The organism is Microbacterium sp. (assembly GCF_044508325.1).
Classification (GTDB): Bacteria; Actinomycetota; Actinomycetes; order Actinomycetales; family Microbacteriaceae; genus Microbacterium.
Window position 1 is genome coordinate 6,307 of the sequence record NZ_JBIQHX010000027.1, and the last position, 24,203, is coordinate 30,509.

Below are 24,203 nucleotides of genomic sequence, written 5' to 3' on the forward strand. Positions count from 1 at the left end.
CGGTGGGCCCATCGAACTCGCGCGCTCCGCGCGCTGTTCGAATCCCGCTCCGCTCCAGAGACCGAACGAGGGCCCCGCTGCGCGGAGCCCTCATTCGGTCAGTGGCGAGTGAGGGATTCGAACCCCCGTAGGCTGAGCCGTCTGATTTACAGTCAGATCCCTTTGGCCGCTTGGGTAACTCGCCAGGTGCGCATCCACCCGACTTGTGCAGACGACCGGAGGCGCGAGTCACAAGCTTACTCTGTGTGACACGCGCTCGAAAATCAGGTGCCGATGCGATCGAAGTCGTCTCCCGCCAAGGATGAGGGATGCCTCAGCAGCCCGCCTTCGAAGCGGCACGTCGCCGCCGCGACATCCATCGCCGACTGCAGCAGCGCCGCCCATCCGGCCTCATCGGCCGGCGGCCCCGACACGAGCACCGCCACCGCGGCGGCGAGCGCGGCATCCCCCGCCCCCATGGTGTCGACGACCCGCCCGGGCATCGGCGACGCCGGCCGGGAGACGACGACCGGGCCGCATTCCAGCACGGCGCCCTGCGCACCCGCTGTCGCGAGCACCGCCCGCGCGCCGACGCCGATGAGGCGCGTGCGCAGCGCGTCCAGCGGCGACCCGTACAGCAGCGTCGCGTCCTCGTCGCTCACCTTCACCAGCTCGGCGCCTGCTGCAAGCAGCTCGAAGCCGCGCACGAACGCCTCCGCATCCTGCAGCAGCCCGGCGCGCGGGTTCGGGTCGATCGCCAGTCGGCGCCCCGAGACCGCGTCGGCGAGCTGCTCGCTCTGATCTCGGTCATCGAAGGGGAATCCGCTCACCACGGTCAGGGGCGCGGCCGCGATGGCCGCGCGCTCGGCGTCGCCGAACCGCACCCGCCGCGCCCGCGCCGCGTCGCTGAAGGCGTAGGTCGGCTCTGCGCCCGAGCGCACGCTCACGGCACGCGCAGTGACCGGCGCCGGCGTCGCGCGCAGCTCCACCCCGTAGTCGCGCAGGTACGCGCGGATGTGCGCGCCGGCCTCGTCGTCGCCGACCATGGCGATGAGGGTCGCGGGCACCCCCAGCCGGACCAGCCCGACGGCGACGTTCAGCGCTGCCCCGCCGATGAGCTCGCGCACTCCCCGCTCGTCGCGCAGCTCGTCGATGAGCGCGTCGCCGATGACGACGACCCGCGTCACCCGGCCAGCACCTCGGCGACGAACGCCTCGCTGCGCCGGCGCGCCCCGTCGATGCGGCGGTCGACATCGGCGCGCATCTCGGACGGCGCGAGCGGGGCCGCCAGCCGCACGTTCTCATGGCACGACAGGTCGGCGCAGATGTAGGTGCCGATGCTGCCGCCGCGCTCACCGGCGCGGCCGGCGCGTCGCGCGGTGAACAGCGCCACCTGCTCGCCCGGCTGCATGGTGTGGCAGATGTTGCACATCGCCGAGCGTGCCTGCGACGAGCCTTCGGCGGCGCGCAGCACGACGCCGGCGGGCGCCCCGTCGTGCTCGGCGATGAGATAGCCCCGCCCGCGCGTGTGCGGGTTGCGCCACGCGAAGAAGTCGAGGTGGTCCCAGTCCACCAGCGGGAAGTCGTGCGGCAGCTCCACGAGCCGCAGCTCGTCGGGGCCGGCGTTGACGAACGACGCCAGCACGTCCTGTTCGGTGAGCGGCCTCATCTCAGGCGCGGGACGCGGATGCCTCCGGCTCGGCGTCGGGCGCAGCATCCCCGTCCTCCTCCCTCTCTTCGACTCCGGCCTTACCGCGGATGACGAACCCGAACGCGAATGCGACGAAGAACATGAGCACGCCGTACACCGCCGCCGGGAGGCTGAGCTCGACAGAGCCCATCACCGTCTGCGCGATCACGATCGCCAGGGTGGCGTTGTGGATGCCGATCTCGAACGACGAGGCGACCGCCTGCCGCCTGCCCACGCGGAACAGGCGCGGCACCCAGTACCCGACGGCGAGGCTGATGAGGCAGAACAGGATCGTGATGGCGGCCAGGCGCCCGAAGTTGTCGATCAGCAGCTGCCAGTTCGAGGCCACCGCGCCGCCGATCACCACGACGAGCACGATCACCGAGACGATGCGCACCGGCTTGTCCATGCGCTTGGCGAAGCCCGGCCAGAAGTGGCGCACGAGCATCCCGAGGGCCACCGGGAGGAGCACGATCGCGAACACCTCGAGGGTCTTGGCCCACTGCATGCCCAGGGCCCCGTCGAAGGGGTCGAAGTAGGCGATGGCGAGGTTCGTGATCAGCGGCAGCGTGAAGACGGCGATCACCGAGTTCACCGCGGTCAGCGAGATGTTCAACGCGATGTCGCCGCGGAACAGGTGACTGTAGAGGTTCGCGGTGGTGCCGCCGGGCGAGGCGGCGAGCATCATCATGCCCACCGCCAGGATCGGGGGCAGCCGGAACAGCACGACCAGGCCGAAGCAGATCACCGGCAGCACGATGAGCTGACAGGCCAGGGCGATCACGACCGCCTTGGGCTGCTTGGCCACGCGGGCGAAGTCGCGGAGGGTGAGGCTCAGCCCCAGCCCGAACATGATGATGCCGAGGGCGACGGGCAATCCGATGGTGGTCAACGCTGATCCCATCCAGACAGTGTGCCCGATCCTCGGCCCTCGCGCACAGCATGTCAGGTTCGTGCAACCGCTTGCAGGCGGTGACCGGGCGGGGAGGACGGAGGGTCAGGTCGTGCGGCGGGCCGCGACCACGGCATCCGTCTCCCCGTCCGTCACCTCCACGTCCCACGTCGTCGTCGCGACCAGGTGCTCGTAGAGGGCGCGCGAGAGCGCGCGCTGCCCCGTGGGGTGGTCGGCGCGACTGTAGACGAAGACGACGATCAGGCCGGGGTGCAGGGGTTCGAGCGAGTCCACCAGGACCGAGCCCGTGGGCACGGGCACAGCCGCGATCGCCTGCTGCACAGCCTCGACGGACGGCGCGCCCCTCACGTCCACCCAATCTGCGTTCACGGTGCCCTCCACTCGCCGTCGACGAGACCATAGGCCGCTCCCCGTGCCGCAGCAACCGCGCACCGGACGCAGTGCGGACCGCGCGTCTGGTCGGAAGGTCGGCGTGACGGCGGCTCGCGTAGACTCGCCCGCATGGCTGACTCGAGTTTCGACATCGTCTCCAAGGTGGACCAGCAAGAGGCCGACAACGCGCTGAACCAGGCCCGCAAGGAGGTGGAGCAGCGCTACGACTTCAAGGGCACCGGCGCGTCCATCGAGTGGAGCGGCGAGGCGATCCTCATCAAGGCCGGCACCGAGGAGCGCGCGAAGGCGGTGCTCGACGTCTTCCAGTCCAAGCTCATCAAGCGGGGCATCTCGCTCAAGTCGCTCGAGTCCGGCGACCCGGTCGCCAGCGGCAAGGAGTACCGCATCACCTCGACGCTGAAGAACGGCATCTCGCAGGAGAATGCGAAGAAGATCTCCAAGCTCATCCGCGACGAGGGCCCCCGGTCGGTGAAGGCGCAGATCCAGGGCGACGAGCTGCGGGTGCAGTCGAAGTCGCGCGACGACCTCCAGGAGGTGCAGCGGATGCTGAAGGCCGCCGACCTCGACGTCGACCTCCAGTTCGTCAACTACCGCTGACATGAGGGTGACGCCGGCGGGCGTCGCCTGAATAGAGTGTGGGGCATGTGGTCCCGGCCGCGACCCGCCCCGCTGTATGTGCTCGGCCTGCTCGCGATCGCCGCCGGAGTGGCCATCGGCTTCATCGGGGGCGTCTTCCGCTGGCTGCTCGTGCAGGCCGTCATCGTCCGTGACGCCTTGGCGACGTGGGCGCACACGGTTCCGTTCGGCTGGATTCTGATGATCGCCTTCGGGGTTGCGGGGGCCGCGTTCGCCGCGGCGCTCGTGCTGTTCTCGCCGCGCTCGGCCGGCAGCGGCATCCAGGACGTCGAGGCCGTTCACGGCGGCCGACTGCCGCTGCCCCCGCCCTCGGTCATCCCGGTGCGCTTCTTCGGGGGCCTCGCCTCCATCGGATCGGGCATGGTGCTCGGGCGGGAAGGGCCGACGGTGCACATGGGCGCCGCCCTCGGCGCCTCCGCGGCACGCATCGCGCGGCTGCAGGACGACGACGTGCGGGGACTGCACACCTCGATGTCGGGAGCCGGACTGGCCGTCGCGTTCAACGCGCCGGTCGGCGGAGCGGTCTTCGTGCTCGAGGAGGTGGCCAAGACAGCGCGCTTCCGCCTCATCGTGCCGACGGTGTTCGGGGTCGCGGCCGCGATCGTGTGCTCGCGCATCGTGCTCGGCGACCACCCCGACTTCGCGGTCGGCCACGTGCCCGACCCGCCGCTGTACACGCTTCCGATGTTCCTGGTCTTCGGGGTCGTCATCGGGCTCGCCGGTGCCCTTTACAACTGGCTCGTCCTTCGGCTCGTGGCGGTGCACGGGCGGATGTCGCGGGTGCCGACGCCGGTGCGCGCGGGCGCGTTGGGCGGGCTCATCGGCATCCTCCTCTACGCCGATCCGCTCATGGTCGGCGGAGGCGACGCCGTCGCGCAGCTCCTGCTCGCGGGCCGCAGCTTCGCCCTGCCGCTGCTCGTGCTCTACTTCGCGGTGCGCTTCGTCGTCGGCCCCATCTCGTACGCCGCAGGCACGCCGGGCGGGCTGTTCGCGCCGATGCTGGCCCTCGGCGCGCTCGCGGGCACGGCCTTCGGTCAGCTCGTGCAGCTGCTCGCCCCGCAGCTGGACACCGACTTCCTCATCGCGATGGCGATCGTGGGGATGTCGGCGCTGTTCGCCGCGTCGGTGCGCGCACCCCTGACGGGCATCGCGCTCATCATCGAGATGACCGCCGTCACCACCGTGACGGTGCCGATGCTGCTGGCCGCCGGCGCCGCGGTCGTGACGGCGATGCTGGTGAAGTCGCCGCCGGTCTACGACAGCCTGCGCGAGGCCTTCCTGCGCTCGCACCCCACGACGCCGCCACCGCCGACCTGAGCGGGCGAGTCACTCGTTCGCGACGAAGACGCCGACGCGGGAACCGTCGAGCACGAACCGCAGACCCGTACCGGCCGGAAACTGCTCGAGCAGCTCGTCGGGCATCGCGCTGTTTACCCGCAGCTGCAGCATCGCCGGCAGGCCCCCGGCCGAGCACCCGGTGAACACCGGCCCGGAGAGGGACTCCGCGTTCGGATCGACGTCGGCCCGTCGCATGATCACGAGGCACTCGTCCTCGGTGTCGCCGTACCAGGTGCCGCGCACCACGAGGATCGTCAGACCGTACCAGTCGCGGTGGCCCCGCGAGTCGGCGCGCTGCTCGAGTCCGAGGTACCTGGGCGCGAGGATGTTCGACCCCAGCTCGACCGTCGCGATCTGCCGCGCATCGCCCTGGGGCACGGCCTGCAGCAGGCCGGCCGTCGTCGTGAACGTCATCGCCGCCGCGACCGCGGCGACCACCAGGAGCGAGAGGGCCCAGAGGGCCGGCAGCCACCGGGCGATCCGGCTCGGCGGCCGCGCAGCATCCGCCCGCGCCGGGGCTGACTCCGCGACAGCAGACTCCTGCGGGGCGGACTCCCCAGCGGCATCCTCCCGATCGCCCGATCCCGTGGCCGCGTCGGCAGACGCGCCATCTGCGGCGCCCGCCGTCGGGGCCTCGCGCCGCTGAGCCTCGAGCTCGGCCAGACGCCGCATCGCGGCGGGGTCGTCGGAGATGTCGGCGTCCGGGCCGTAGGCGCGGGCGCGCAGGCGCTCCAGCTCATCGTCCATCAGACCCCGATCATCGCATCCACCCAGCGGCCCAGCCGCGCGTAGGCGAGCTCGCGGGCCTCGCGGCGGGACAGGAACACGTCGTGGAGCGCGCCGTCGATGCGCTCGACGGTCACCGACGGGCCGAGCTTGAGCGACGACCGGGCGATGTCGTCGACCACGAGCACCGTGTCGGCGCTGGTGAGGGCCTCGCTCCACTTCGTCGGGACGACCGTGCGCGTCGACAGCAGCACGCAGACCGGCGCATCGATCGCCAGGCCCGCCGCGACGCGGGTGTGGCCGGCGACGATCGCATGGATCCAGCCGACGTGGACCACCATCGAGCGCTCGGGCCGCCACTCGGCGACGATGTCCATGGGGTCGGCCGGGTCGGCCACCTCGGCCTGCGCCCTGGCGTAGTACCCGAAGTCGACCTGGGGCCAGTTGTCGAAGGGGCGCAGCCGGGAGTGCAGCTCGAGCACCGGTGCGATCGCCGCGCGGGTGATCGCGGTGAGCTGGAATTCCAGCCACGGGCTGTTCAGCACGACCGCCGCTGCCGCGCCCGGGTGCCGGTCTGCCCACAGCGACAGGATGAGCCCACCGGTGGAGTGTCCGACCAGGACGAGCCGGCGCGGGCCGGTGCCGTCGGCATCCCTTCCCATCGCCTCCATCGCCGCGCCGATGTCGGCGTCGTACTCGCTCAGGTCGGAGATGTACCCGGGCGTCTGTCCGTCGCGCAGGCTGCGTCCGTACTTGCGCAGGTCGAGGGCGTGGAACCGCGCGCCGCGGTCGGTCCAGAAGCGGGCGAAGCGGCGGTTGAAGAAGTAGTCCGACCAGCCGTGCACGTACAGCACGTCGACGTCCTCGAGAGGCGGCGGCGCGAGGTGCAGACGGCGCGGCAGCCGGCGCACGAGCGTCGCGGCGACGGGCCCCTCATGGTCCTCGCCGAGGGGCAGGGTCAGCTGTTCGAACCCCTCCCCCAGGATGTCGGGCACCCACCTGTCCACGCCCTCATCCTAGGCAGGCCGAGCGTTCCGCCCCGGCCGAGGACCATCGCGCCCACACCGCCTATCGCACAACGGCGGGCATGACCGCGGGCACAAGTGACGACACCCCGAGGATGGATGCCGCGGGCCGGCGTGTCCCCCATCATGCCCGCAGTTGTGCCCGCGGTTGTGCGGACAGGTTACCCGCCCCGCCGAAGAGCGTGGCGCTGCGGGGACGGTGGGTCACTCGTCGCGGGAGATGTCGACCATCTCTTCGCGGGGCACCACCTTGATGCGGGCCCGGCCGTGCGGCTCGCCCAGGGCGATCTCGTGCGCGTCGAGGCGGTGCCAGCCGTCGAGGTCGGTCCAGCGCACGCCGCGCGAGGCGAGCAGCGCCGGAATCGCCTCCTCCGAAGGGTCCTCCGGCTGCCACCAGGTGCCCTGGTCGTTGATCAGGTGGCGGACGGTCTCCATGGCGTCGGACTTGGTGTGTCCGATCAGCCCGACCGGGCCGCGCTTGATCCAGCCGGTCGCGTACACGCCCGGCACGCGCTCGTTCGAGCTCTTCGCGAGCACCTTGCCCTCGCGGTTCGGGATGACGCCGTGCCGCTTGTCAAAGGGGACCCCCGGCAGCGGCGAGCCGAAGTAGCCGACGGCCCGGTACACCGCCTGCACGGGGAGCTCGCGGATCTCGCCGGTGCCGACGACGCCGCCCGCGCCGTCCGGCCGGGTGCGCTCCCAGCGGAACGCGGCGACACGGCCCTCCTCGTCGGCGACGATCTCGTGGGGCCTCGCGTAGAAGTGCAGGTGCAGACGGCGGGATGCCTCGCCCGGCGCGTCGTTGGCGGTCGGGCGCTTGCGCCACGACTGCAGCACGCGGTCGATCACCATCACCTGCTTGTTCGAGGCGATGGCGTCGAGCGAGGCCTGGTCGTAGTCGAAGTCCTCGTCGTAGACCACCATGTCGACATCGCGCATCTCGCCGAGCTCGCGCAGCTCGAGGGGCGTGAACTTCACGTTCGCGGGCCCGCGCCGGCCGAAGATGTGCACGTCGGTCACGGGGCTGGCCGCGAGCGCGTCGTGGACGTTCTGCGGGACATCGGTGGGCAGCAGATCCTCGGGATGCTTGGAGAGCATCCGCGCCACGTCGAGTGCGACGTTGCCGTTGCCGATCACGGCGACCGACTGCGCGGTCAGCGGCCAGGTGCGGGGCACGTCGGGGTGCCCGTCGTACCAGCTCACGAAATCGGCCGCGCCGAACGAGCCCTCCGCGTCGCTGCCCGGGATGTCGAGGCTGGAGTCGCGGACCGCGCCGGTCGCGAAGATCACGGCGTTGTAGTGGCGCTTCAAGTCGTCGAGGGTGATGTCGGTGCCGTAGTGGACGTTTCCGAAGACCCGGATGTCGCCGCGGTCGAGGACGTCGCGCAGCGCGGTGATGATCCCCTTGATGCGCGGGTGGTCGGGCGCGACGCCGTAGCGGACGAGACCGTACGGCGCCGGCAGCTGCTCGAACAGGTCGATCGACACCGCGAAGCGGCGCTCCGCCTTCAGCAGGATGTCGGCGGCATAGATCCCCGCCGGTCCTGCGCCGACGATGGCAAGCCTGAGCTTGGTCATGTGCTCCTCTTCGTCTGGGTGATCCGTCAGCTCGACCGATCCGCGACCGCCTGCGCGAACCGCGTGAGGGCCTCGCGCACCGCGCCGTCCGGCAGCGGATCCAGGGCGGCGATGGCCTGCAGCGACCAGTCCCTGGCCAGCCGCCGCGTGGCATCCGTCGCCTCGTGCTCACGCAGCTCGGCCAGCGGACCGTCCAGCAGAGCCGGGTCTGCGTCCTCGGCCACGCGCGCGACGCCGTCGTCGATGCGTCGGCGCAGGTCGGCGGACCCGGCGTCATCGCGCTGCCCGAGCAGCAGGTACGGCATGGTGGGCACCCCGGCCCGCAGGTCGGTGCCGGGCACCTTCCCGGTCTGGTCCGGGTCGGGCGACAGGTCGATCACGTCGTCGAGCAGCTGGAAGGCGATGCCCGCCCGCTCGCCGAACGCCACCATCGCCGGGACGTACTCCTCGGGACCGTTGGCGAAGACGATGCCCGCCTCGGCCGCCGCCGAGATGAGCGAACCGGTCTTGTCGGCCAGGACCTGCAGATAGAACGCGACCGGGTCGTCGCCGGCCTGCGGCCCCACCGTCTCGTGCAGCTGGCCGAGCACGAGGCGCTCGAAGGTGTCGGCCTGCAGGCGCATCGCCCGCTCGCCGCGGCGGGCCATCAGCTGGCTGGCCCGCGAGAAGAGCAGGTCGCCGGTGAGGATGGCGACGTTGTTGCCCCACACCGCGTGCGCGCTGGGCACGCCGCGGCGCACGTCGGCGTCGTCCATGACGTCGTCGTGGTACAGCGATCCGAGGTGGGTGAGCTCGAGGGCCGTGGCGGCCTCGATGACCTCGTCTCCGGTGCCCTCGCCCAGCTGGGCGGTCAGCAGCACGAGCATGGGGCGCACACGCTTGCCGCCCGCCTCGTACAGGTAGCGCGAGGTCGTGTCGGCCAGTCCGTCCGCGAACGAGAGCTCGGCGGCGAGCTTGGCCTCGACGAGGGCGAGCCCTGCCTCCACGGTGCGCATCAGCTCGCGCGAGCGCGCCCCGGCGAACACGCGCTCGGTCAGCCCGAGACGGCTCGCCAGGCGCGGTGCGGAGCGGCTGGAAGTCACCCTGACAGCCTACCCAGCGAGCCTGGCGGCAGCCTTACGGCCGCGGTGGAGGGCGACGATGCCGAGCGACAGGTTCCGGTAGGCGACATCCACCCATCCGGCCTCGCGCAGCCAGGCGGCGAGGGTCGGCTGATCCGGCCAGTCGGCGATCGATTCGTTCAGGTACTCGTACGCGTCGGCGTTCGAGCTGATCACCCGCGCGACCGCGGGCAGGACCCGGCGGTTGTAGAACCGGTAGAGGCCGCCGAACACCGGCGACGGCGGATGCGAGAACTCGCAGATGACGACTCGTCCGCCGGGCCTGGTCACCCGCAGCAGCTCGGCGAGCCCCTTCTTCGGCTCGTTGACGTTGCGCAGGCCGAACGACATGGTGACGGCGTCGAACTCGTCGTCGGCGAACGGCAGGTCGGTGGCGTCGGCCTCGACGAAGGAGAGATTCGGGATGCCTCCGCCCGCCGCCTCGGGGCCGTACCGGCGGCGCCCCTCGGCGATCATGCCCGGAGAGAAGTCGGCCGCCACGATCTCGGCGCCGCTGCCGGCGAGCGCGGCGCTGCTCGCGCCGGTGCCGGCGGCGAGATCGAGGATCCGCTCACCGGCCCGAGGGGCGATGGCGCGACGAGTGGCGACCCGCCACAGGCGGTCGTTGCCCAGGCTCAGCACGTCATTGGTCAGGTCGTACCGGCGTGCCACCTGGTCGAACATGCCGCTGACGCGCTGCGGGTCCTTGCCGAGGTCGGCGCGGTTGGGCTCTGTCACGCGCCCTCCCCGGGCTGCAGGCGGGCGAGGCGCTCGAGCCACCGATCGGCGGTGGGTCCGTCGAACGGCGCCTCGGCGGCGCGCACCCGCTGCAGCAGGTCGGCCGCGCGGTCCTCGAGCCGTGCGACGATCTCGACCGGGTAGCCCATCGCGACGCGGTGCTCGTCCCACTCGTCGCGGTCTTCGATGTAGGCCTCGCCGGGCATGCGCCGCACGCCCTCGCGGTCGACATACGGCTCGGCGGGCTCTCGGCGCACCACGTCGAGGTCCATGTCGATGCCGACGGGCATCCCGTCCGCGGCGAACCCGACGTCCCACGCGAGGTCGATGTACACGGATGTGCGATGAGGCGGTGCGTTGTGCGTGAAGGTGTAGTCGCCGCTGGGCGGGACCAGCGTCACGCACGGCTCGGTGGGCAGGATCTCGCGGCCCGGCCGCGAACTCGGCCAGCCGGCCGGCTGCCCGAACCAGTCGCCGTGCTCGTCCGACCCGAGGTACAGGCATTCGTGCTGCCAGTGCGGCGAGCCGTCCCACTTGCGCCACCGGAAGACGAGCCGGGTTCCGGGCGCGGGGCGGGGCAGGGCGGTCACCCGCCAAGTCTAGGCTGGAGGGGTGACCCGATCCCCCCGTCTGCTCGTGGAGACCCGGGAGGTCGACCCGATCGACGACCTGCTGCCGTACACCGCTCCCGACCGGCCCCTGGCGTGGCTGCGCCGCGGTGACGGCATCGTGGGCGTGGGCGCCGAGGTCACCGCGATCACGCACGGCGGGCAGGACATTCCGCGCGGCTCCGGGCCGGGCGGCTCGCTGGCCGAGGCCTGGCGCACCCTGGTGGCGACGGCCGAGATCGACGACCCGCTCCGCCTGCCGGGCACCGGTCTCGTGGGCTTCGGCGCGCTCGTCTTCGACGAGCGGTCGGTCTGGTCGAGCCGCATCGTCGTGCCGCAGGCCGTCGTCGGCCGTCGTGGCGGCCGCTCCTGGATCACCCGCGTCCGCACGGAAGGGGCCGACCTGCCCGAGGCGGCGGTCGAGCCGATCGCGTTTGGCCCGTACTGGTCGGGAACGCTCGGTCCGGGCGCGCTCGACCCGGACGGGTATCAGGATGCCGTGCGCCGAGGCCTCGCCGCGATCGCCGCCGGCGAGGTGGGCAAGGTCGTGCTGGCGCGCGATCTCGTCGGCTCGGTGCCCGCCGGCGCCGACCTGCGGCGCCTCGCCCGGTCGCTGAGCACCGGCTACCCGGACACCTGGACGTATGCCGTCGACGGCATCATCGGCGCGAGCCCGGAGACGCTGGTCACTGTGCACGGCGGCACCGCGACCGCCCGGGTGCTCGCCGGAACCGCGCCGCGGGGAGCGGACGCGGACGGCGACGCCGCGGCATCCCTCTCCCTCGCCACGAGCGCGAAGGACCTCGACGAACACCAGTACGCGGTCCAGAGCGTGCTGTCGGCGCTGCGCCCGCTGAGCACCGCGATCGCGGCGGCCGAGCAGCCCTTCACCCTGAAGCTCCCGAACCTGTGGCATCTCGCCACCGACGTCGAGGCTGAGCTCGGCAACGGCGCCTCGGCCCTCGATCTGGTCGCGGCCGTGCATCCGACCGCGGCCGTGGCGGGGACGCCCACCGCCGCCGCGCTGGAGGTCATCGGGCGGCTCGAGCCGTTCGACCGCGGCCGCTACGCGGGACCGGTCGGCTGGATCGACGCCCACGGCGACGGCGAGTGGGCGATCGCCCTGCGCTGCGCGCAGTTCGGCGCGCCGCCGACCGGCCGCCCCGCCGCCGGCGACGAGACGATCCCGGTCACCGCGCATGCCGGCGCCGGGATCGTCGCCGGCAGCGACCCCGAGGCCGAGCTGCTCGAGACGCGGGTGAAGTTCCGGCCGATCGTCGACGCGCTGGCGTGAGCGCCCGCGCGGACCCGCGCGCTCAGGTCGCGGCCAGGCGCTCCTTCTCGGCGGCGACGTCGTAGTCTGCCGGCGGCCACTGCGGGTCGAGCTCCTCCAGGGTGTTCAGGAGCAGGTGCTGCACGGCCAGGCGCGCGTACCACTTGCGGTTCGCCGGCACCACGTACCACGGGGCCCAGTCGGTCGAGGTGCGCTCGAAGACGGTCTGATAGGCGTCCATGTACGCCGGCCACAGCTCGCGCTCGTCCACGTCGCCGGGGTTGTACTTCCAGTGCTTGTCGGGGCGCTCGAGCCGCTCCATGAGCCGCGCCTTCTGCTCGTCGGGCGAGATGTGCAGCATGACCTTGACGATGCGCGTGCCGCTGTCGGTGAGCTTCTTCTCGAAGTCGTTGATCGCGCCGTAGCGCCGCTCGATCTCGTCTGCCGGGGCGAGTTCGCGCACGCGCCCGATCAGCACGTCCTCGTAGTGCGACCGGTCGAACACCCCGATCATGCCCGGCGCGGGCAGGCGCTTCTCGATGCGCCAGAGGAAGTCGTGCTCGAGCTCTTCGGGCGTGGGCTTCTTGAACGCCGCGAGCTCCACGCCCTGCGGGTCCACCGACCCGACGACGTGCCGGATGATCCCGCCCTTTCCGGCCGTGTCCATCGCCTGCAGCACGAGCAGGACCGAGGGGGGCTCCTGACCCTCGTCGGCGGGCATGCGGCTCTGCGCGTAGAGCCGCTCCTGCAGCTCATCCAGCTCGTCGGAGCCGGCGATGAGGTCGTCGGCGGCGTGCTTCTTGCTGCGCCCGTACGCCGGCGTGGCGGCGGGATCGACCTTCGACAGCCGGAACCCCTTCCCGACGCGCAGGAGTGCCCGGACGTCGCCGGACCAGTGCTTCTGGCTCTTCGCGGTCATGCTCCCCATCTTGGCCTGTTCAACGCCCCAAGGGCACCTCTATCAGCTGACGTCCGCCGACCGGCGCGACGAGCACCTGGTCGAGGGCCGCACGCGAGGTCACCCGCGTGTACTCCCAGCCGTACGCGGTCGCCAGCTGCTCGATCCGCACTGTGTGCGGCGTGTAGAGCACGCGGTCGAACTCGTTCCGGGCGGCCAGCTGCGCGACCTCGAGCGTGTCGAAGATCGTGCCGCCGCCGTCGTTGCCGACGATCACCTGGATGCGCGGCTCGTCCTCCTCGGGCGGAAGGTACAGCGCGCCCACGTCGTGGAGCAGCGCGAGGTCTCCCAGCAGCACGCGCGTGACGCCGGGGCGACCGCCGGCCTGGCTGCTCAGGGCGATGCCCATGGCGGTCGCGATCGTGCCGTCGATGCCGGCGAGCCCGCGGTTGGCGTGCACGGTCACCTTCTTGCCCGCGAGCACCTCGTCGGCGACGCGCACGAGCCGGGACGAGCCGAACACGAGCCGGTCGTGCGGCCAGGTCGCCCGCCACACCGCGTCGACGAGGCCGGCCCGGTCGAGCGGCGCACGCACCGCCGCCAGCTCTGCGGCGACGGCCTCGAGCCGGTCATGCGGCACCGTCGAGGACAGGCCCTCCAGATCCGGGGCCGGTGGGTCGAGATCGATGGATGCCTCCTGCCCGGCGCGCAGCCACGCCCCGAGCCACTCGCGGTCGGCGTCGCCGGGGGCCACAGCGACCGCGTCGGCGGCGACCGTGGCGCCGTTGAGGCCGAGCGGCTCGCCGGGTCCGCGCACGGCGACGACCTCGACATCACGACGCGACAGCAGGCCCACCAGCTCGCGGGAGAGGGTGGGATGCCCGAAGACGACCGCGCGCTCGACGCGACCGCCCAGGGCGGCGTCGCGCAGCAGGGTGCGATATGAGCGGACCGCGTGACGGCCGAATCGGGCGCCGCTGACGATCTCAGCAATGAGCGGCCAGCCGCCCTCGTACGCGAGGGCCTCGGCCGCGGCGCCGGCGTCGGCGCCCGCGACGACGACGGTGCGCGGCCCGCGCTCGAGCACGAGCGGCGCCGGCTCGGCGGGGACAGCCGGGTCGTCGAGGACGACGTCGGCGGCGTCGGCGAGCCATGCCGGCAGCGTCCCGGCCAGCGGCTCGCGGAACGGCAGATTGAGATGCACCGGCCCCGCCCTGCGCGCGGCGGTGGCCGCGGCGTACGCGTCGGCGGCGAGCCGCCGCATGCGGAGCGTCTGCGGGCCGGTGCCCGCGGCATCCAGCTCCTCCGGCGTCGGGACGTCCTGCTCGAACCGCACGCTCGATCCGAAGATGCCCGGCTGGCGGGTGGTCTGGTTGGCGCCGACCCCGCGCAGCTCGGGCGGACGATCGGCGGTCAGCAGCAGCAGGGGGACGCCCGAGTGGTGCGCCTCGAGCGCCGCCGGAAGCAGGTTCGCCGCCGCGGTGCCGGAGGTGCAGATCACGGCGGCCGGCGTCGCGGTCTCGCGGGCGATCCCGAGCGCCGTGAAGCCGGCGACGCGCTCGTCGATGCGCACGTGCAGGCGGACGCGGCCCGCCGCCTCGAGCGCCGCCGCCACGAGGGCAAGCGACTGCGAGCGCGAGCCGGGGCTCAGGACGAGATCGCGCACCCCGCGCCGGGCGAGCTGGTCCAGGAGTGCGGCGGCTGCGTCCGTCGCCGGCGAGGCGTCGGCGCGCGCGGGCTCTTCCACGTCGGCTGAGGTCAGCCCAGGGCGCCGCGCTGCCCGCGCAGGTCGTCGCCGTCGGTGTCGCCGCTGTGCCGTTCGTGGCGCTTCCAGCGCGGGTCGTCGTCCTCTGCGTCGAGCTGTGCGAGCTCTTCCTCCAGCCGGCGGATCCGCTCGTCCTGCTCGCTCTGGCTGCCCAGGCCCCGCAGGAACGCAGGGTCGTCGTCCGGGGCGCGCACCGGCGCCGTGGTCGAGCCCCGGCCGCGGCCGATCAGGAACCAGAGGATGCCGCCGAGGACCGGAAGCAGGATGGTGATCACCAGCCAGGCCGGCTTGGAGACTCCGCGGTGGCGCGTCGGCGGCTGCATCGCGCAGTCCACGATGCTGTAGACCCAGAAGGCGATCGCCACTGGGACCAGGATGAAAAGCAGCCGTGCCACGCCTCCATCCTAGGCTGGCCGCCGCGTGGCGGCTCGGGTCTTGACAGAACTGTGAGACACCCCACAGCCGGGAGGGCACCCGCCTCGCCGATTAGACTGTCGGGGTGAACGTCAAGTCCGCCGTCGTGTACTCCGTGCTGCGGATCCTGGCCTTCCTGGTGCCCTTCGGCATCCTCATGCTGTTCCCGATCTTCCGCGACCTGTACTGGCTCGCCGCGCTCTTCGCCGCACTCATCGGACTGAGCCTCTCGCTGCTGTTCCTGCGTCGTCCGCTGGACGAGGTGACGAGCGATCTCGCCGCCCGCCGCGAGCGGCGCCGGGCCGCGACCGTCGACGAGGAGGCCGAGGACGCCGCGGTCGACGACGACCGCTGAACTCAGCCCACGAACGCCCAGAACAGGAACGCGCCGTACGCCACCGAGGTGAGCGACGTGAGCGCGAGGGCCGTCACCAGCTCACGAGGATCGCGGTAGAACCAGACGATGACGATCGCCGGCAGGCCGGCGAGCAGGGCCAGCAGCGTCAGCCAGGCGATCGGATAGAACAGTGCGATGAAGCACGCGATGAGGAACGCGGCGAGCACGAAGAGGGTGAACAGCACCTGGGAGGCGGTCTTCCCGATGAGCACGGACAGCGTGCGCTTGCCGGCCGCGCGGTCCTGCGGGATGTCGCGCAGATTGTTCGCCAGGAGCACCGCGCAGGCGAGCAGCCCCGCGCCCACCGCCCCGAACCAGGCCTCCTGCGGCAGGTGCTGCACCTGCACCCAGGTGGTGCCGAGGGTGGCCACCAGGCCGAAGAAGACGAACACGAAGACCTCGCCCAGAGCGTGGTAGCCGTAGGGACGCCTGCCGCCGGTGTAGAACCACGCGGCGACGATGCAGGCGGCGCCGACGATCAGCATCCACCACTGCTGGGTGCGGATGACCACGGCGATCCCGACCGCGGCGGCGATCGCGAAGAAGACGAGGGCCACGGTGAGCACGGCGCGCGGCTGCGCGCGGCGCGAGCCGGTGAGGCGGGCGGGGCCGGCGCGGTGGTCGTCGGTGCCGCGGATGCCGTCGCTGTAGTCGTTGGCGTAGTTGACGCCGATCTGCAGCGACATCGCGACGACCAGGCACGCGAGCGCGAGCACCCAGTGCAGCTTCCGGTCGACGAGATGGGCGGCGCCGGTGCCGATCAGCACCGGCGTGATCGCGAGCGGAAGCGTGCGCAGGCGCGCGGCGCCGACCCAGTCGCCGAAGGTCGCCTTCGCGGCGACGCGCGGGTCGCCTGACACGTGGGGCTTGTGCGGATCGCCGCGCGGCTTGTGCGTGACGGTGTGACGCTTGCGATGCTTCCTCGGGGTTCCTGCCACGCACCGAATCCTATTGCCATGCCGCTCCCCGAGCTTGTCGAGGGGCCGCGAAGGCGCATCGTGCACATGTACTCATAAGATGGACCACATCCCGCCTATGCTATCGAAGCAATGTCTGAGGCCACTGTCACAATGGTGCTATGTCCGAGGTCGCTGCTCTTCCCGCGGAGGTTGCGGCGGTGCTGTGGGCGGAGCGGGCGGCCCGCGCGGAGGCGTGGGTCGAGCCGGACACGGTCGAGTCCCTGACGGTCCCGACCCCGGTGCTGGAAGCCGATCTGCTGCACCGGGAGCATCTGGTATCGCAGTGGGAGCACGCGGTGGCCCAGGTCGCCCGGTGGGAAGCGGTCAAGCAGCGCGTGCTGGCCGAGTCCCTCGATTACGCGCTGGCGGACGGGAGTCACGGGGCGACCCCGGATCTGCAGGTGCGGTCGATGGCGGCGGAACTGGCCTGCGCGGCCGGGATGTCGGATCGGACGATCGCCGGGCAGATGGCGGACGCCCAGGATCTGCGGAACCGGTTCCCGTCCACCTATGACGTGTTCGCGGCGGGCCGGGTCTCCCGCGCCCAGGCGACGGTGATCGTCGACGAAGGGCGCGGGCTGGACGACGCGGCGGCACGGGCCGAGTACGAGTCGCTGGTGCTGGATGTGGCGGCCGGGCCGACCACGACCGGAAGGTTGCGGGCGCACGCCAAAGCGATCGCGGAACAGCTCCACCCCGTCCCGTTGGCCGAACGGCACCAGACCGCCCGGGCGGACCGGCGGGTGGAGGTGCGCGCCGGAGACGACGGGATGGGGACGGTGACCGCCTACCTGCCCGCGGCGTTGGCGTTCGGGATCCACGACCGGCTCACCCAGATGGCACGCACCATTCCCGCGGACGAGACGTCACCGCAGCCGCGCACATCGGATCAGCTGCGGGCGGACCTGTTCGCCGATCTGCTGCTGACCGGACACCCCACCGCAGAAGCCGCGGACCGGGACGGGGGGAACGGGCTGGGTGCGCTGCGCGGGATCGTGCAGATCACCATCCCGATGCTGACCCTCATCGGGGAGGAGTCCCGCACCCCGGCGACCCTGGCCGGGCGGTGCCCGGTCGATGCGGGCACCGCCCGGCACCTCGCCGGGGCCGCATCCCTGTGGGAGCGGGTGCTGACCGACCCGGTCACCGGGGGCGTGGTCGCCACCGACCGCCGATTCCCCACCGAAGCGCAACGCCGGCACCTGCAGGCGCGGGACGAGCACTGCCGGTTCCCCGGCTGCCGGATGCCCGTCTGGCGGTGCGACGTCGACCACACCATCGACCACGCCCACGGCGGGGCGACCACCCCGTGCAACCTCGCGCACCTGTGCCGCTACCACCACACCCTCAAACACCACACCCACTGGACCGTCGAACAGCGTGACGACGGCGTCATGGTCTGGACCAGCCCCACCGGCCGCGCCTACCCAGACCGGGCACCACCGACCGTGCGGTTCATCCCCGACGACACGAGCGCCGACCGGCAGAGTATGGCGCTCGGGGCCCGCAGGGCGTGAGCGTCAGAAGTGCCAGGGGAAGGGCGACCAGTCCGGATCGCGCTTCTCGAGGAAGGCATCCCGCCCCTCGACCGCCTCATCCGTGCCGTAGGCGAGGCGGGTCGCCTCGCCGGCGAACACCTGCTGGCCGACCATGCCGTCGTCGACGGCGTTGAAGGCGAACTTCAGCATGCGGATGGCCGTGGGCGACTTGGTCAGGATCGTGCGGGCCATCGCGAGCGCCTCCCGCTCGAGGTCGGCGTGCGGCACGACCCGGTTGACCGCGCCCATCTCGTACGCGCGCTGCGCCGAGTACTCCTCGGCAAGGAAGAACACCTCCCGGGCGAACTTCTGGCCGATCTGCCGCGCGAAGTACGCCGAGCCGTAGCCCGCGTCGAAGGATCCGACATCCGCATCCGTCTGCTTGAACCGGCCGTGCTCCGCCGAGGCGATCGTGAGGTCGCAGACGACGTGCAGCGAGTGCCCGCCGCCGGCGGCCCACCCGGGCACCACCGCGATGACGACCTTCGGCATGAACCGGATCAGCCGCTGCACCTCGAGGATGTGGAGCCGGCCCGCACGGGCGGGATCGGTGACGACGTCCGTCTCGGAGTACTTGTACCCGTCGCGCCCACGGATGCGCTGGTCGCCGCCCGAGCAGAACGCCCATCCGCCGTCCTTCGGGCTCGGCCCGTTGCCGGTGAGCAGGATGACTCCGACCCTCGGGTCCTGCCGCGCGGCGTCGAGCGCGCGATACAGCTCGTCGACCGTGTGCGGGCGGAACGCGTTGCGCACCTCGGGCCGATCGAACGCGATGCGGGCGATGCGCCCGTCCTTCGACAGGTGCGCGGTGATGTCGGTGTACTCCCCCACGGCATCCCACTCAGCGGGGTCGAACAGCTCGGAGACCGTCATGCTCCGAGCCTATCGACGGCCGCGGCGAGCCTTCAGCCAGCCGTCGATGACGTCCCACACCGCGATGGCCGCGATGCCGAACGCCATGAGCACGGCCAGGATGCGAAGCACCTCCTGCCCCACGCCGTTGTCCAGGAACACCGCCTCGAGGAACGCGGGATTCACGAGCTCGCCACGGGCGAGCAGACTCAGCAGCAGTCCTGCGGTGAGGACGGCGAGGACGGTGTTCGCGACGGCGAACCACCGCGTCCAGCGACCGTAGGCGTAGACCGCGATCGCCAGCGCCGCCTCGGCGGCCATGAGGACGAACAGGGCGGTGACGGCCCACGGCCACATGCGCGGGTCGAGCACCGACATCCACTGGTCGCCCGCAAAGGCGAACCCGCGGAAGTGATCCCACACGATGGCCGCCGCAGCGAGCCCGAGGAACACGAGCGAGCCGACCAGCTCCGAGAGCCCGGCCCCCTTGGCCTGCGGCTCGGGCAGGTGGTCGACGTTCCAGGCCGGCATCGGGTTGCCGCCGGTCGTGCGCTCCAGGATCGCGAACACCAGCGTGACCCAGAACGAGAGATGCACGATGGCCGCCAGGGCGACGCTGACGGCCTGGCCGACGATCTCGCCCGGCGACGCCTCGGCGACCGCCTGGCCGATGGCGACACCGAGGGCGGCGCACGCCGGCACGATGAGGAGCAGCAGCTTGAGCAGCCGCCACCAGGTGAGGAAGTAGCGCGGCCCGATCAGGTGCAGGGGGCGATCGGTGTAGCCGGCGGCGAGGGCCGCCGGATCGCCGAGCCCGTTCAGAACGTCGCGCTCGGCATCCTCTCGCCCTTCGCCCTGGTCGACGCGCGCCTCGACGGCGTCGTCGATGGATGCCTGCAGCTCGGCGCGGACGTCTGCCTGCGCGTCCGGCGGCAGGCTGCGGATCGTGGCGGCGATGTATCGCTCGGTCAGGCTGGTGCGGGTCATGTCAGGTCTCCGGATCGGTCAGGTCGGCGATCGCGCGGGTGAGCGCGAGCCAGTCTCGGGTCAGGGAGTCGGCGAGACGGATGCCTGCGGCCGACGTGCGATAGAACTTGCGGGGCCGGGCCTCGTCTGTGTTCCACTCGCTGGTGAGGAACCCCTGCTTCTCCAGCCGGCGGAGGAGGGGATAGAGCGTGTTGGCGTCGGTCGCGAACCCGCGCCCGTCGAGCTCCTCGAGGAGGCCGTACCCGTAGCCGGGTGTCACGAGCAGGCGCAGGCAGGCAAGCACCACGGTGCCGCGCCGCAGCTCCTGCAGATGGGTCTCGAGGATCTCGTCTTCGCTCACGCGGATCACATTACTGTGTGTCACACACTATCGTCAAGGGCACATCGATGTCTCCGGAAGGAGATCGGCCGGGGAGAGAAGTCCTCGCCCCGGGACGGCGCCCCGGGACGTGCGCAAGGATGGGGGCGTGAAGCCGCCCCCGCTCGCTGATCTGACCGCCACCGCACGTGTCGTGGCGCTGCCCCTGGCCACGCGATTCCGGGGAGTGGACGTGCGCGAGGCGCTGCTGTTCGAAGGGCCGCGAGGCTGGAGCGAGTTCTCCCCGTTCGCCGAGTACGACGACGCCGAGGCCGCCACCTGGCTCGCCGCGGCGATCGACTTCGGGTGGAACGCGCCGCCGGCGCCGCTGCGCGACCAGGTGCCGGTGAACGCGACCGTGCCCGCGGTCGCAGCCGCGGAGGTGCCGGGCGTGCTGGCCCGCTACGACGGCTGCCGCACGGCCAAGGTCAAGACCGCGCAGCGGGGCCAGGTGCTCGCCGACGATGTGGCCCGCGTGCGCGCGGTGCGGGACGTGCTCGGCCCGGAGGGCCGCGTGCGCATCGACGCCAACGGAGGCTGGAACGTCGACGAGGCCGAGCGCGCGGTGCACGCCCTCGCACAGTTCGATCTCGAGTACGTCGAGCAGCCGTGCGAGAGCGTCGCGGAGCTCGCCGAGCTGCGTCGGCGCGTGAAGCACATGGGGATCCCGATCGCGGCAGACGAGAGCGTCCGCAAGGCAGCCGACCCGCTCGCGGTCGCCCGGTCCGGGGCCGCCGATGTGCTCGTCGTCAAGGCGCAGCCCCTCGGCGGAGTCGGCCGCGCTCTGAGGATCGTGCGGCAGGCGGGACTGCCCGCCGTGGTCTCCAGCGCCCTCGACACGAGTGTGGGGCTGGCGATGGGCGTGGCCCTCGCCGCCGCGCTGCCGGAGCTCGAGCACGACTGCGGACTGGGCACCGCCTCGCTGTTCACCGCCGACGTCGCCGATCCGCCGCTCGCCCCCCGGGCGGGGATGCTTCCGGTCACCCGCGTCACGCCCGATCCCGCGCGCCTGGACGAACTCGCCGCGTCCGCAGACCGTCGTTCGTGGTGGCTCGACCGGCTCGCACGCTGCCACGCGCTGCTCGAGCGCGACGGAGGGCTCAGGCCGGGTCGATGAGCGCGGCGGCCAGGCGCCCGGTGCGCTCGTTGACCAGCGCGCACATCGCGGCGAAGTCCAGGCCCTCCATGTGGGCGGTGGCGGCCGTGTCCTCCCAGGTCTGCATGATCACGCGCGCGAACTCGGGCTCGGGGATCCGGGGCTTGAGCCCGTAGACACGACCGAGCTCGGCGACCACGACGCCGATCCGCTCCACGATGCCGGCCTGCCAGGCGAGGTACGTCTCAGCCAGGCGCGGATCCCGCAGCGCGCGGGTGCGGATCTCACTGGTGAGCAGGATGCCGGCGCGCCGGTCGATCGCGACATCCAGCATCCGCTCGACGAGCTCGGACGGCGCCAGCTGCACCCCCGCCTCCTGAAGCTCGCGGGCCCGCTGGGTCACGAGCGCCATCTTCTGCTCGGCGATCTGGGTCGTGAGGGCGAGCATGAGCTCTTCCTTCGACTCGAAGTTCGAGTAGAAGGCGCCGCGCGTGAAGCCGGCGCGCTCGCAGATGGCCTCGACGGATGCGGCGTCCAGCCCGACCTCGGCGAACACCTCGCTCGCCGCCTCGAGCAGCAGGGCGCGCGTGCGCTCGCGGCCGCGCACGGCCGGCGGCGTCATCGTGGTGTCGGTCACGCTCGCTCCTCTCTGCGGTCGTGGGGCGATTCTCACACGAAGCTCTCGGGTTGAAGCCTCGACACTCCCCTACGATACACTGTTGTATCGGATACATCGGTGTATCGTTCGTCCGCATTCTCCACGGGGGCACCGTGTCCACACTTCTCTACAGTCTCGGCCGCTGGTCGTATCGGCACCCGTGGCGCGTCCTCGTCGGCTGGCTGCTGCTCCTGGCGATCGCCGGCGGCGGCGCCGTCGTGTTCATGAAGGGCACCGACAACGCGTTCTCGATCCCCGGCACCGAGGCCCAGGAAGGCATCGCCCTGCTCGAGCGCACCTTCCCGCAGGCCAGCGGCACGAGCGCGCAGGTGGTCGTCGTCGCGCCGGAGGGTGCGACGGTCGCCGAGGGTCGCTATCGCGAGGCCATCGACGACGCGGTCACCGGGTTCGGAGCCGTCGACGGCATCCTCGCGGTGACCGATCCGTTCGACGATCAGGTCAGCGGCGTCGTCTCCGACGACGAGCGTGCCGCGATCGTGCGGGTCCAGTTCGACGGCCAGTCCACCGAGGTCACCGACGAGACCAAGAGCGCCCTGTCGGCTGTCGCCGACGGCCTGAGCGACGCGGTCCCCGACGCGCAGGTGGCGCTCGGCGGCGACCTGTTCTCGACCTCGATGCCCGCGCTCTCCCCCGTCGAGGCCGTCGGTGTGCTCATCGCGCTGTTCGTCCTGATCGCCACCTTCCGGTCGTTCGTCGTGGCGTGGTTCCCGCTGGCGAGCGCGCTCATCGGCGTCGGTCTCGCCATCGCCCTGATCTTCCTGTCGACCGTGGTGTCGCCGATCTCATCGGTGACGCCGATGCTCGCCCTCATGCTCGGGCTCGCCGTCGGCATCGACTACGCCCTGTTCATCGTCGCGCGGCACCAGGACCAGGTGCGCGCCGGCATGGACCCAGAGCAGTCCACGGCCCGCGCCACCGGCACCGCAGGGTCGGCCGTGGTCTTCGCCGGGGTCACGGTGCTCATCGCCCTCATCGGCCTGAGCTTCGCCGGCATCCCGTTCCTGACCACAATGGGCATCGCCGCCGCCGTCGCGGTCGCGATCGCCGTGCTCGTGGCCGTCACCCTCACCCCGGCGCTGCTGGGGTTCGCGAAGCACCGCGTCGCCGGCTGGCGGCGGCGCCTGGGCCGCGGTGTGCGGCTGGGCGGGAAGCACAACAGATGGGTCATGCTGGTCACCCGGCATCCTGTCCTCACGACCGTCGCCGTCGTGGTCGGTCTCGCCGTCGTCGCGATCCCCGCTGCGAGCCTGCGCCTGGCGCTTCCCAACGCCGGCGTGCAGCCGATCGCCAGCGAGGCGCGCCAGGCCTACGACCTCACCGCCGAGCACTTCGGTCCGGGTGCGAACGGCCCGCTCATCATGACGGGCACCATCGTCACCTCCGACGATCCGCTCGGGCTCATGGCCGACCTCAAGGCCGAGATCGAGAAGATCCCGGGGGTGAAGGAGGTGGGCCTGGCGACCCCCAACGAGGCGATCGACACCGGCCTCATCCAGATCACGCCCGAGACCGCCCCCGACGACGCCGCCACCGCCGAGCTCGTGCGCACGCTGCGCGCCCAGCACGACCGGCTGCTGGACGAGTACGGCGTCGACTTGAAGGTGACCGGCTTCACCGCGGTCGGCATCGACATCTCGGACCGGCTGGGGGCGGCACTGCTGCCGTTCGGGCTGTTCGTGGTCGGACTGTCGTTCCTCCTGCTGATGATCGTGTTCCGCTCGATCTGGGTGCCGCTGAAGGCGACGCTCGGCTACCTGCTGTCGATCTTCGCCGCGTTCGGCGTGGTCGCCGCCGTCTACGAGTGGGGCTGGCTGTCCGACCTCCTGCACGTCACCCGCACCGGCCCGGTGATCAGCTTCATGCCGATCATCCTCATGGGCGTCCTGTTCGGGCTCGCGATGGATTACGAAGTGTTCCTGGTCTCCCGCATGCGAGAGGACTACGTGCACGCCCGCCGCGCCCGCCGCGGGCGTGCCGACCGGGCCACGGCGATCGCCGCCGTGCGCAGCGGCTTCACGGCATCCGCGCGCGTGGTCACCGCCGCCGCCGTCATCATGTTCGCCGTCTTCGCCGCCTTCGTGCCCGAGGGCGACTCCTCCATCAAGCCGATCGCCCTGGGCCTGGCCGTCGGCATCGCCGTCGACGCGTTCCTCGTGCGCATGACCCTGACTCCCGCCGTGATGACGCTGCTGGGCGAGAAGGCGTGGTGGATGCCGCGCTGGCTCGACCGCATCCTCCCCCACTTCGACATCGAGGGCGAGGC

General features: G+C 71.9%; 25 protein-coding genes and 1 tRNA gene. 7 read left to right on the forward strand and 19 right to left on the reverse strand.

Annotated elements, in window-relative coordinates:
- Positions 1–102 precede the first annotated feature (102 nt).
- The 5 genes from ACIWQI_RS14725 to ACIWQI_RS14745 form a co-directional block, all read right to left on the reverse strand.
- Positions 103–184 (reverse strand) — tRNA-Tyr (locus ACIWQI_RS14725).
- A gap of 79 nt (positions 185–263) precedes the next feature.
- The gene (locus tag ACIWQI_RS14730; RefSeq protein ID WP_396658532.1) at positions 264–1,166 is read right to left on the reverse strand and encodes a PfkB family carbohydrate kinase; all 903 of its coding nucleotides are present in this window, start codon (positions 1,164–1,166) and stop codon (positions 264–266) included.
- Positions 1,163–1,648 (reverse strand): FBP domain-containing protein, encoded by a 486-nt coding sequence (locus ACIWQI_RS14735; protein ID WP_396658534.1) that lies wholly within the window; start codon positions 1,646–1,648, stop codon positions 1,163–1,165. The genes ACIWQI_RS14730 and ACIWQI_RS14735 overlap by 4 nt, the downstream gene beginning before the upstream one ends.
- A 1-nt stretch (position 1,649) precedes the next feature.
- Positions 1,650–2,573, reverse strand: coding sequence for a bile acid:sodium symporter family protein (locus ACIWQI_RS14740; protein ID WP_396658535.1), 924 nt, complete (start codon positions 2,571–2,573; stop codon positions 1,650–1,652).
- 93 nt (positions 2,574–2,666) lie between these two features.
- On the reverse strand, positions 2,667–2,930 hold the full coding sequence (locus ACIWQI_RS14745; protein ID WP_396658537.1) for a hypothetical protein: 264 nt from the start codon (positions 2,928–2,930) through the stop codon (positions 2,667–2,669).
- 153 nt (positions 2,931–3,083) lie between these two features.
- Here ACIWQI_RS14745 and ACIWQI_RS14750 point away from each other — a divergent pair, with 153 nt between their 5' ends.
- Both ACIWQI_RS14750 and ACIWQI_RS14755 read left to right on the forward strand, forming a co-directional pair.
- Positions 3,084–3,572: a YajQ family cyclic di-GMP-binding protein gene (locus tag ACIWQI_RS14750; protein WP_396658539.1), complete on the forward strand. Its 489-nt coding sequence runs from the start codon at positions 3,084–3,086 to the stop codon at positions 3,570–3,572.
- Positions 3,573–3,617: 45 nt separating this feature from the next.
- Entirely contained in the window at positions 3,618–4,928 is a 1,311-nt protein-coding gene (locus ACIWQI_RS14755) for a ClC family H(+)/Cl(-) exchange transporter (protein WP_396658540.1), read from the forward strand.
- Between the two features lie 9 nt (positions 4,929–4,937).
- On the opposite strand, the gene ACIWQI_RS14760 is transcribed toward ACIWQI_RS14755, so the two are convergent.
- From ACIWQI_RS14760 to ACIWQI_RS14785, 6 genes are all read right to left on the reverse strand, one after another.
- Positions 4,938–5,696, reverse strand: coding sequence for a hypothetical protein (locus ACIWQI_RS14760; protein ID WP_396658542.1), 759 nt, complete (start codon positions 5,694–5,696; stop codon positions 4,938–4,940).
- Positions 5,696–6,682 carry an alpha/beta hydrolase gene (locus tag ACIWQI_RS14765; RefSeq protein ID WP_396658544.1) on the reverse strand — a complete coding sequence of 329 codons (987 nt, stop codon included), beginning with the start codon at positions 6,680–6,682 and terminating at the stop codon, positions 5,696–5,698. Before ACIWQI_RS14765 ends, ACIWQI_RS14760 begins: the two co-directional genes overlap by 1 nt.
- Positions 6,683–6,904: 222 nt before the next feature.
- Positions 6,905–8,278: an FAD-dependent oxidoreductase gene (locus ACIWQI_RS14770; protein ID WP_396658545.1), complete on the reverse strand. Its 1,374-nt coding sequence runs from the start codon at positions 8,276–8,278 to the stop codon at positions 6,905–6,907.
- Positions 8,279–8,304: 26 nt separating this feature from the next.
- A complete protein-coding gene (locus tag ACIWQI_RS14775) occupies positions 8,305–9,360 on the reverse strand; it encodes a polyprenyl synthetase family protein (protein ID WP_396658547.1) in 1,056 nt (351 codons plus the stop codon).
- Between the two features lie 9 nt (positions 9,361–9,369).
- A complete protein-coding gene (locus tag ACIWQI_RS14780; protein WP_396658549.1) occupies positions 9,370–10,116 on the reverse strand; it encodes a demethylmenaquinone methyltransferase in 747 nt (248 codons plus the stop codon).
- A complete protein-coding gene (locus tag ACIWQI_RS14785; RefSeq protein WP_396658551.1) occupies positions 10,113–10,706 on the reverse strand; it encodes a hypothetical protein in 594 nt (197 codons plus the stop codon). The genes ACIWQI_RS14780 and ACIWQI_RS14785 overlap by 4 nt, the downstream gene beginning before the upstream one ends.
- Before the next feature lie 22 nt (positions 10,707–10,728).
- On the opposite strand from ACIWQI_RS14785, the gene ACIWQI_RS14790 reads away from it, so the two are divergent.
- The gene (locus ACIWQI_RS14790; RefSeq protein ID WP_396658552.1) at positions 10,729–12,018 is read left to right on the forward strand and encodes an isochorismate synthase MenF; all 1,290 of its coding nucleotides are present in this window, start codon (positions 10,729–10,731) and stop codon (positions 12,016–12,018) included.
- Between the two features lie 22 nt (positions 12,019–12,040).
- Here the strand turns inward: ACIWQI_RS14790 and ACIWQI_RS14795 are convergent, their stop codons facing one another.
- Genes ACIWQI_RS14795 through ACIWQI_RS14805 form a run of 3 tightly spaced genes read right to left on the reverse strand, consistent with a single transcriptional unit; the run spans position 12,041 to position 15,055 of the window.
- A complete protein-coding gene (locus tag ACIWQI_RS14795) occupies positions 12,041–12,916 on the reverse strand; it encodes a polyphosphate kinase 2 family protein (RefSeq protein WP_396658554.1) in 876 nt (291 codons plus the stop codon).
- A gap of 19 nt (positions 12,917–12,935) precedes the next feature.
- Positions 12,936–14,642 carry a 2-succinyl-5-enolpyruvyl-6-hydroxy-3-cyclohexene-1-carboxylic-acid synthase gene (gene menD, locus ACIWQI_RS14800; protein ID WP_396658555.1) on the reverse strand — a complete coding sequence of 569 codons (1,707 nt, stop codon included), beginning with the start codon at positions 14,640–14,642 and terminating at the stop codon, positions 12,936–12,938.
- 11 nt (positions 14,643–14,653) lie between these two features.
- Positions 14,654–15,055, reverse strand: a complete 402-nt coding sequence (locus ACIWQI_RS14805) for a PLD nuclease N-terminal domain-containing protein (RefSeq protein WP_396658557.1) — start codon at positions 15,053–15,055, stop codon at positions 14,654–14,656.
- Positions 15,056–15,159: 104 nt separating this feature from the next.
- On the opposite strand from ACIWQI_RS14805, the gene ACIWQI_RS14810 reads away from it, so the two are divergent.
- Complete coding sequence (locus ACIWQI_RS14810) at positions 15,160–15,429, forward strand: DUF4229 domain-containing protein (RefSeq protein WP_396658558.1); 270 nt, start codon at positions 15,160–15,162, stop codon at positions 15,427–15,429.
- Positions 15,430–15,431: 2 nt separating this feature from the next.
- Here the strand turns inward: ACIWQI_RS14810 and ACIWQI_RS14815 are convergent, their stop codons facing one another.
- Positions 15,432–16,409, reverse strand: coding sequence for a 1,4-dihydroxy-2-naphthoate polyprenyltransferase (locus ACIWQI_RS14815; RefSeq protein ID WP_396658559.1), 978 nt, complete (start codon positions 16,407–16,409; stop codon positions 15,432–15,434).
- 140 nt (positions 16,410–16,549) lie between these two features.
- Between ACIWQI_RS14815 and ACIWQI_RS14820 the strand changes: the two genes are divergently transcribed.
- Positions 16,550–17,947: a DUF222 domain-containing protein gene (locus ACIWQI_RS14820; protein WP_396658561.1), complete on the forward strand. Its 1,398-nt coding sequence runs from the start codon at positions 16,550–16,552 to the stop codon at positions 17,945–17,947.
- A 3-nt stretch (positions 17,948–17,950) separates the two neighbouring features.
- Here the strand turns inward: ACIWQI_RS14820 and ACIWQI_RS14825 are convergent, their stop codons facing one another.
- Genes ACIWQI_RS14825 through ACIWQI_RS14835 form a run of 3 tightly spaced genes read right to left on the reverse strand, consistent with a single transcriptional unit; the run spans position 17,951 to position 20,147 of the window.
- The gene (locus ACIWQI_RS14825) at positions 17,951–18,841 is read right to left on the reverse strand and encodes a 1,4-dihydroxy-2-naphthoyl-CoA synthase (RefSeq protein ID WP_396658562.1); all 891 of its coding nucleotides are present in this window, start codon (positions 18,839–18,841) and stop codon (positions 17,951–17,953) included.
- A 9-nt stretch (positions 18,842–18,850) separates the two neighbouring features.
- Positions 18,851–19,807 (reverse strand): permease prefix domain 1-containing protein, encoded by a 957-nt coding sequence (locus ACIWQI_RS14830; protein ID WP_396658564.1) that lies wholly within the window; start codon positions 19,805–19,807, stop codon positions 18,851–18,853.
- A gap of 1 nt (position 19,808) precedes the next feature.
- Complete coding sequence (locus ACIWQI_RS14835; RefSeq protein WP_396658566.1) at positions 19,809–20,147, reverse strand: PadR family transcriptional regulator; 339 nt, start codon at positions 20,145–20,147, stop codon at positions 19,809–19,811.
- A 127-nt stretch (positions 20,148–20,274) separates the two neighbouring features.
- Here ACIWQI_RS14835 and ACIWQI_RS14840 point away from each other — a divergent pair, with 127 nt between their 5' ends.
- Positions 20,275–21,282: an o-succinylbenzoate synthase gene (locus ACIWQI_RS14840; RefSeq protein WP_396658567.1), complete on the forward strand. Its 1,008-nt coding sequence runs from the start codon at positions 20,275–20,277 to the stop codon at positions 21,280–21,282.
- Here the strand turns inward: ACIWQI_RS14840 and ACIWQI_RS14845 are convergent.
- Complete coding sequence (locus ACIWQI_RS14845; protein WP_396658569.1) at positions 21,266–21,898, reverse strand: TetR family transcriptional regulator; 633 nt, start codon at positions 21,896–21,898, stop codon at positions 21,266–21,268. The two genes, ACIWQI_RS14840 and ACIWQI_RS14845, sit on opposite strands and share 17 nt — an antisense overlap.
- Positions 21,899–22,032: 134 nt before the next feature.
- Here ACIWQI_RS14845 and ACIWQI_RS14850 point away from each other — a divergent pair.
- Positions 22,033–24,203 (forward strand): MMPL family transporter (locus tag ACIWQI_RS14850; RefSeq protein ID WP_396658571.1); only part of this gene is annotated, 2,171 nt, incomplete at its 3' end.

Coding starts and splice junctions, on each gene's coding strand:
- ACIWQI_RS14735 (WP_396658534.1), bottom strand. CDS start 1,648: ATGAGGCCGCTCACCGAACAGGACGTGCTGGCGTCGTTCGTCAACGCC.
- ACIWQI_RS14740 (WP_396658535.1), bottom strand. CDS start 2,573: ATGGGATCAGCGTTGACCACCATCGGATTGCCCGTCGCCCTCGGCATC.
- ACIWQI_RS14750 (WP_396658539.1), top strand. CDS start 3,084: ATGGCTGACTCGAGTTTCGACATCGTCTCCAAGGTGGACCAGCAAGAG.
- ACIWQI_RS14755 (WP_396658540.1), top strand. CDS start 3,618: ATGTGGTCCCGGCCGCGACCCGCCCCGCTGTATGTGCTCGGCCTGCTC.
- ACIWQI_RS14760 (WP_396658542.1), bottom strand. CDS start 5,696: ATGGACGATGAGCTGGAGCGCCTGCGCGCCCGCGCCTACGGCCCGGAC.
- ACIWQI_RS14770 (WP_396658545.1), bottom strand. CDS start 8,278: ATGACCAAGCTCAGGCTTGCCATCGTCGGCGCAGGACCGGCGGGGATC.
- ACIWQI_RS14795 (WP_396658554.1), bottom strand. CDS start 12,916: ATGACCGCGAAGAGCCAGAAGCACTGGTCCGGCGACGTCCGGGCACTC.
- ACIWQI_RS14820 (WP_396658561.1), top strand. CDS start 16,550: ATGTCCGAGGTCGCTGCTCTTCCCGCGGAGGTTGCGGCGGTGCTGTGG.
- ACIWQI_RS14825 (WP_396658562.1), bottom strand. CDS start 18,841: ATGACGGTCTCCGAGCTGTTCGACCCCGCTGAGTGGGATGCCGTGGGG.
- ACIWQI_RS14830 (WP_396658564.1), bottom strand. CDS start 19,807: ATGACCCGCACCAGCCTGACCGAGCGATACATCGCCGCCACGATCCGC.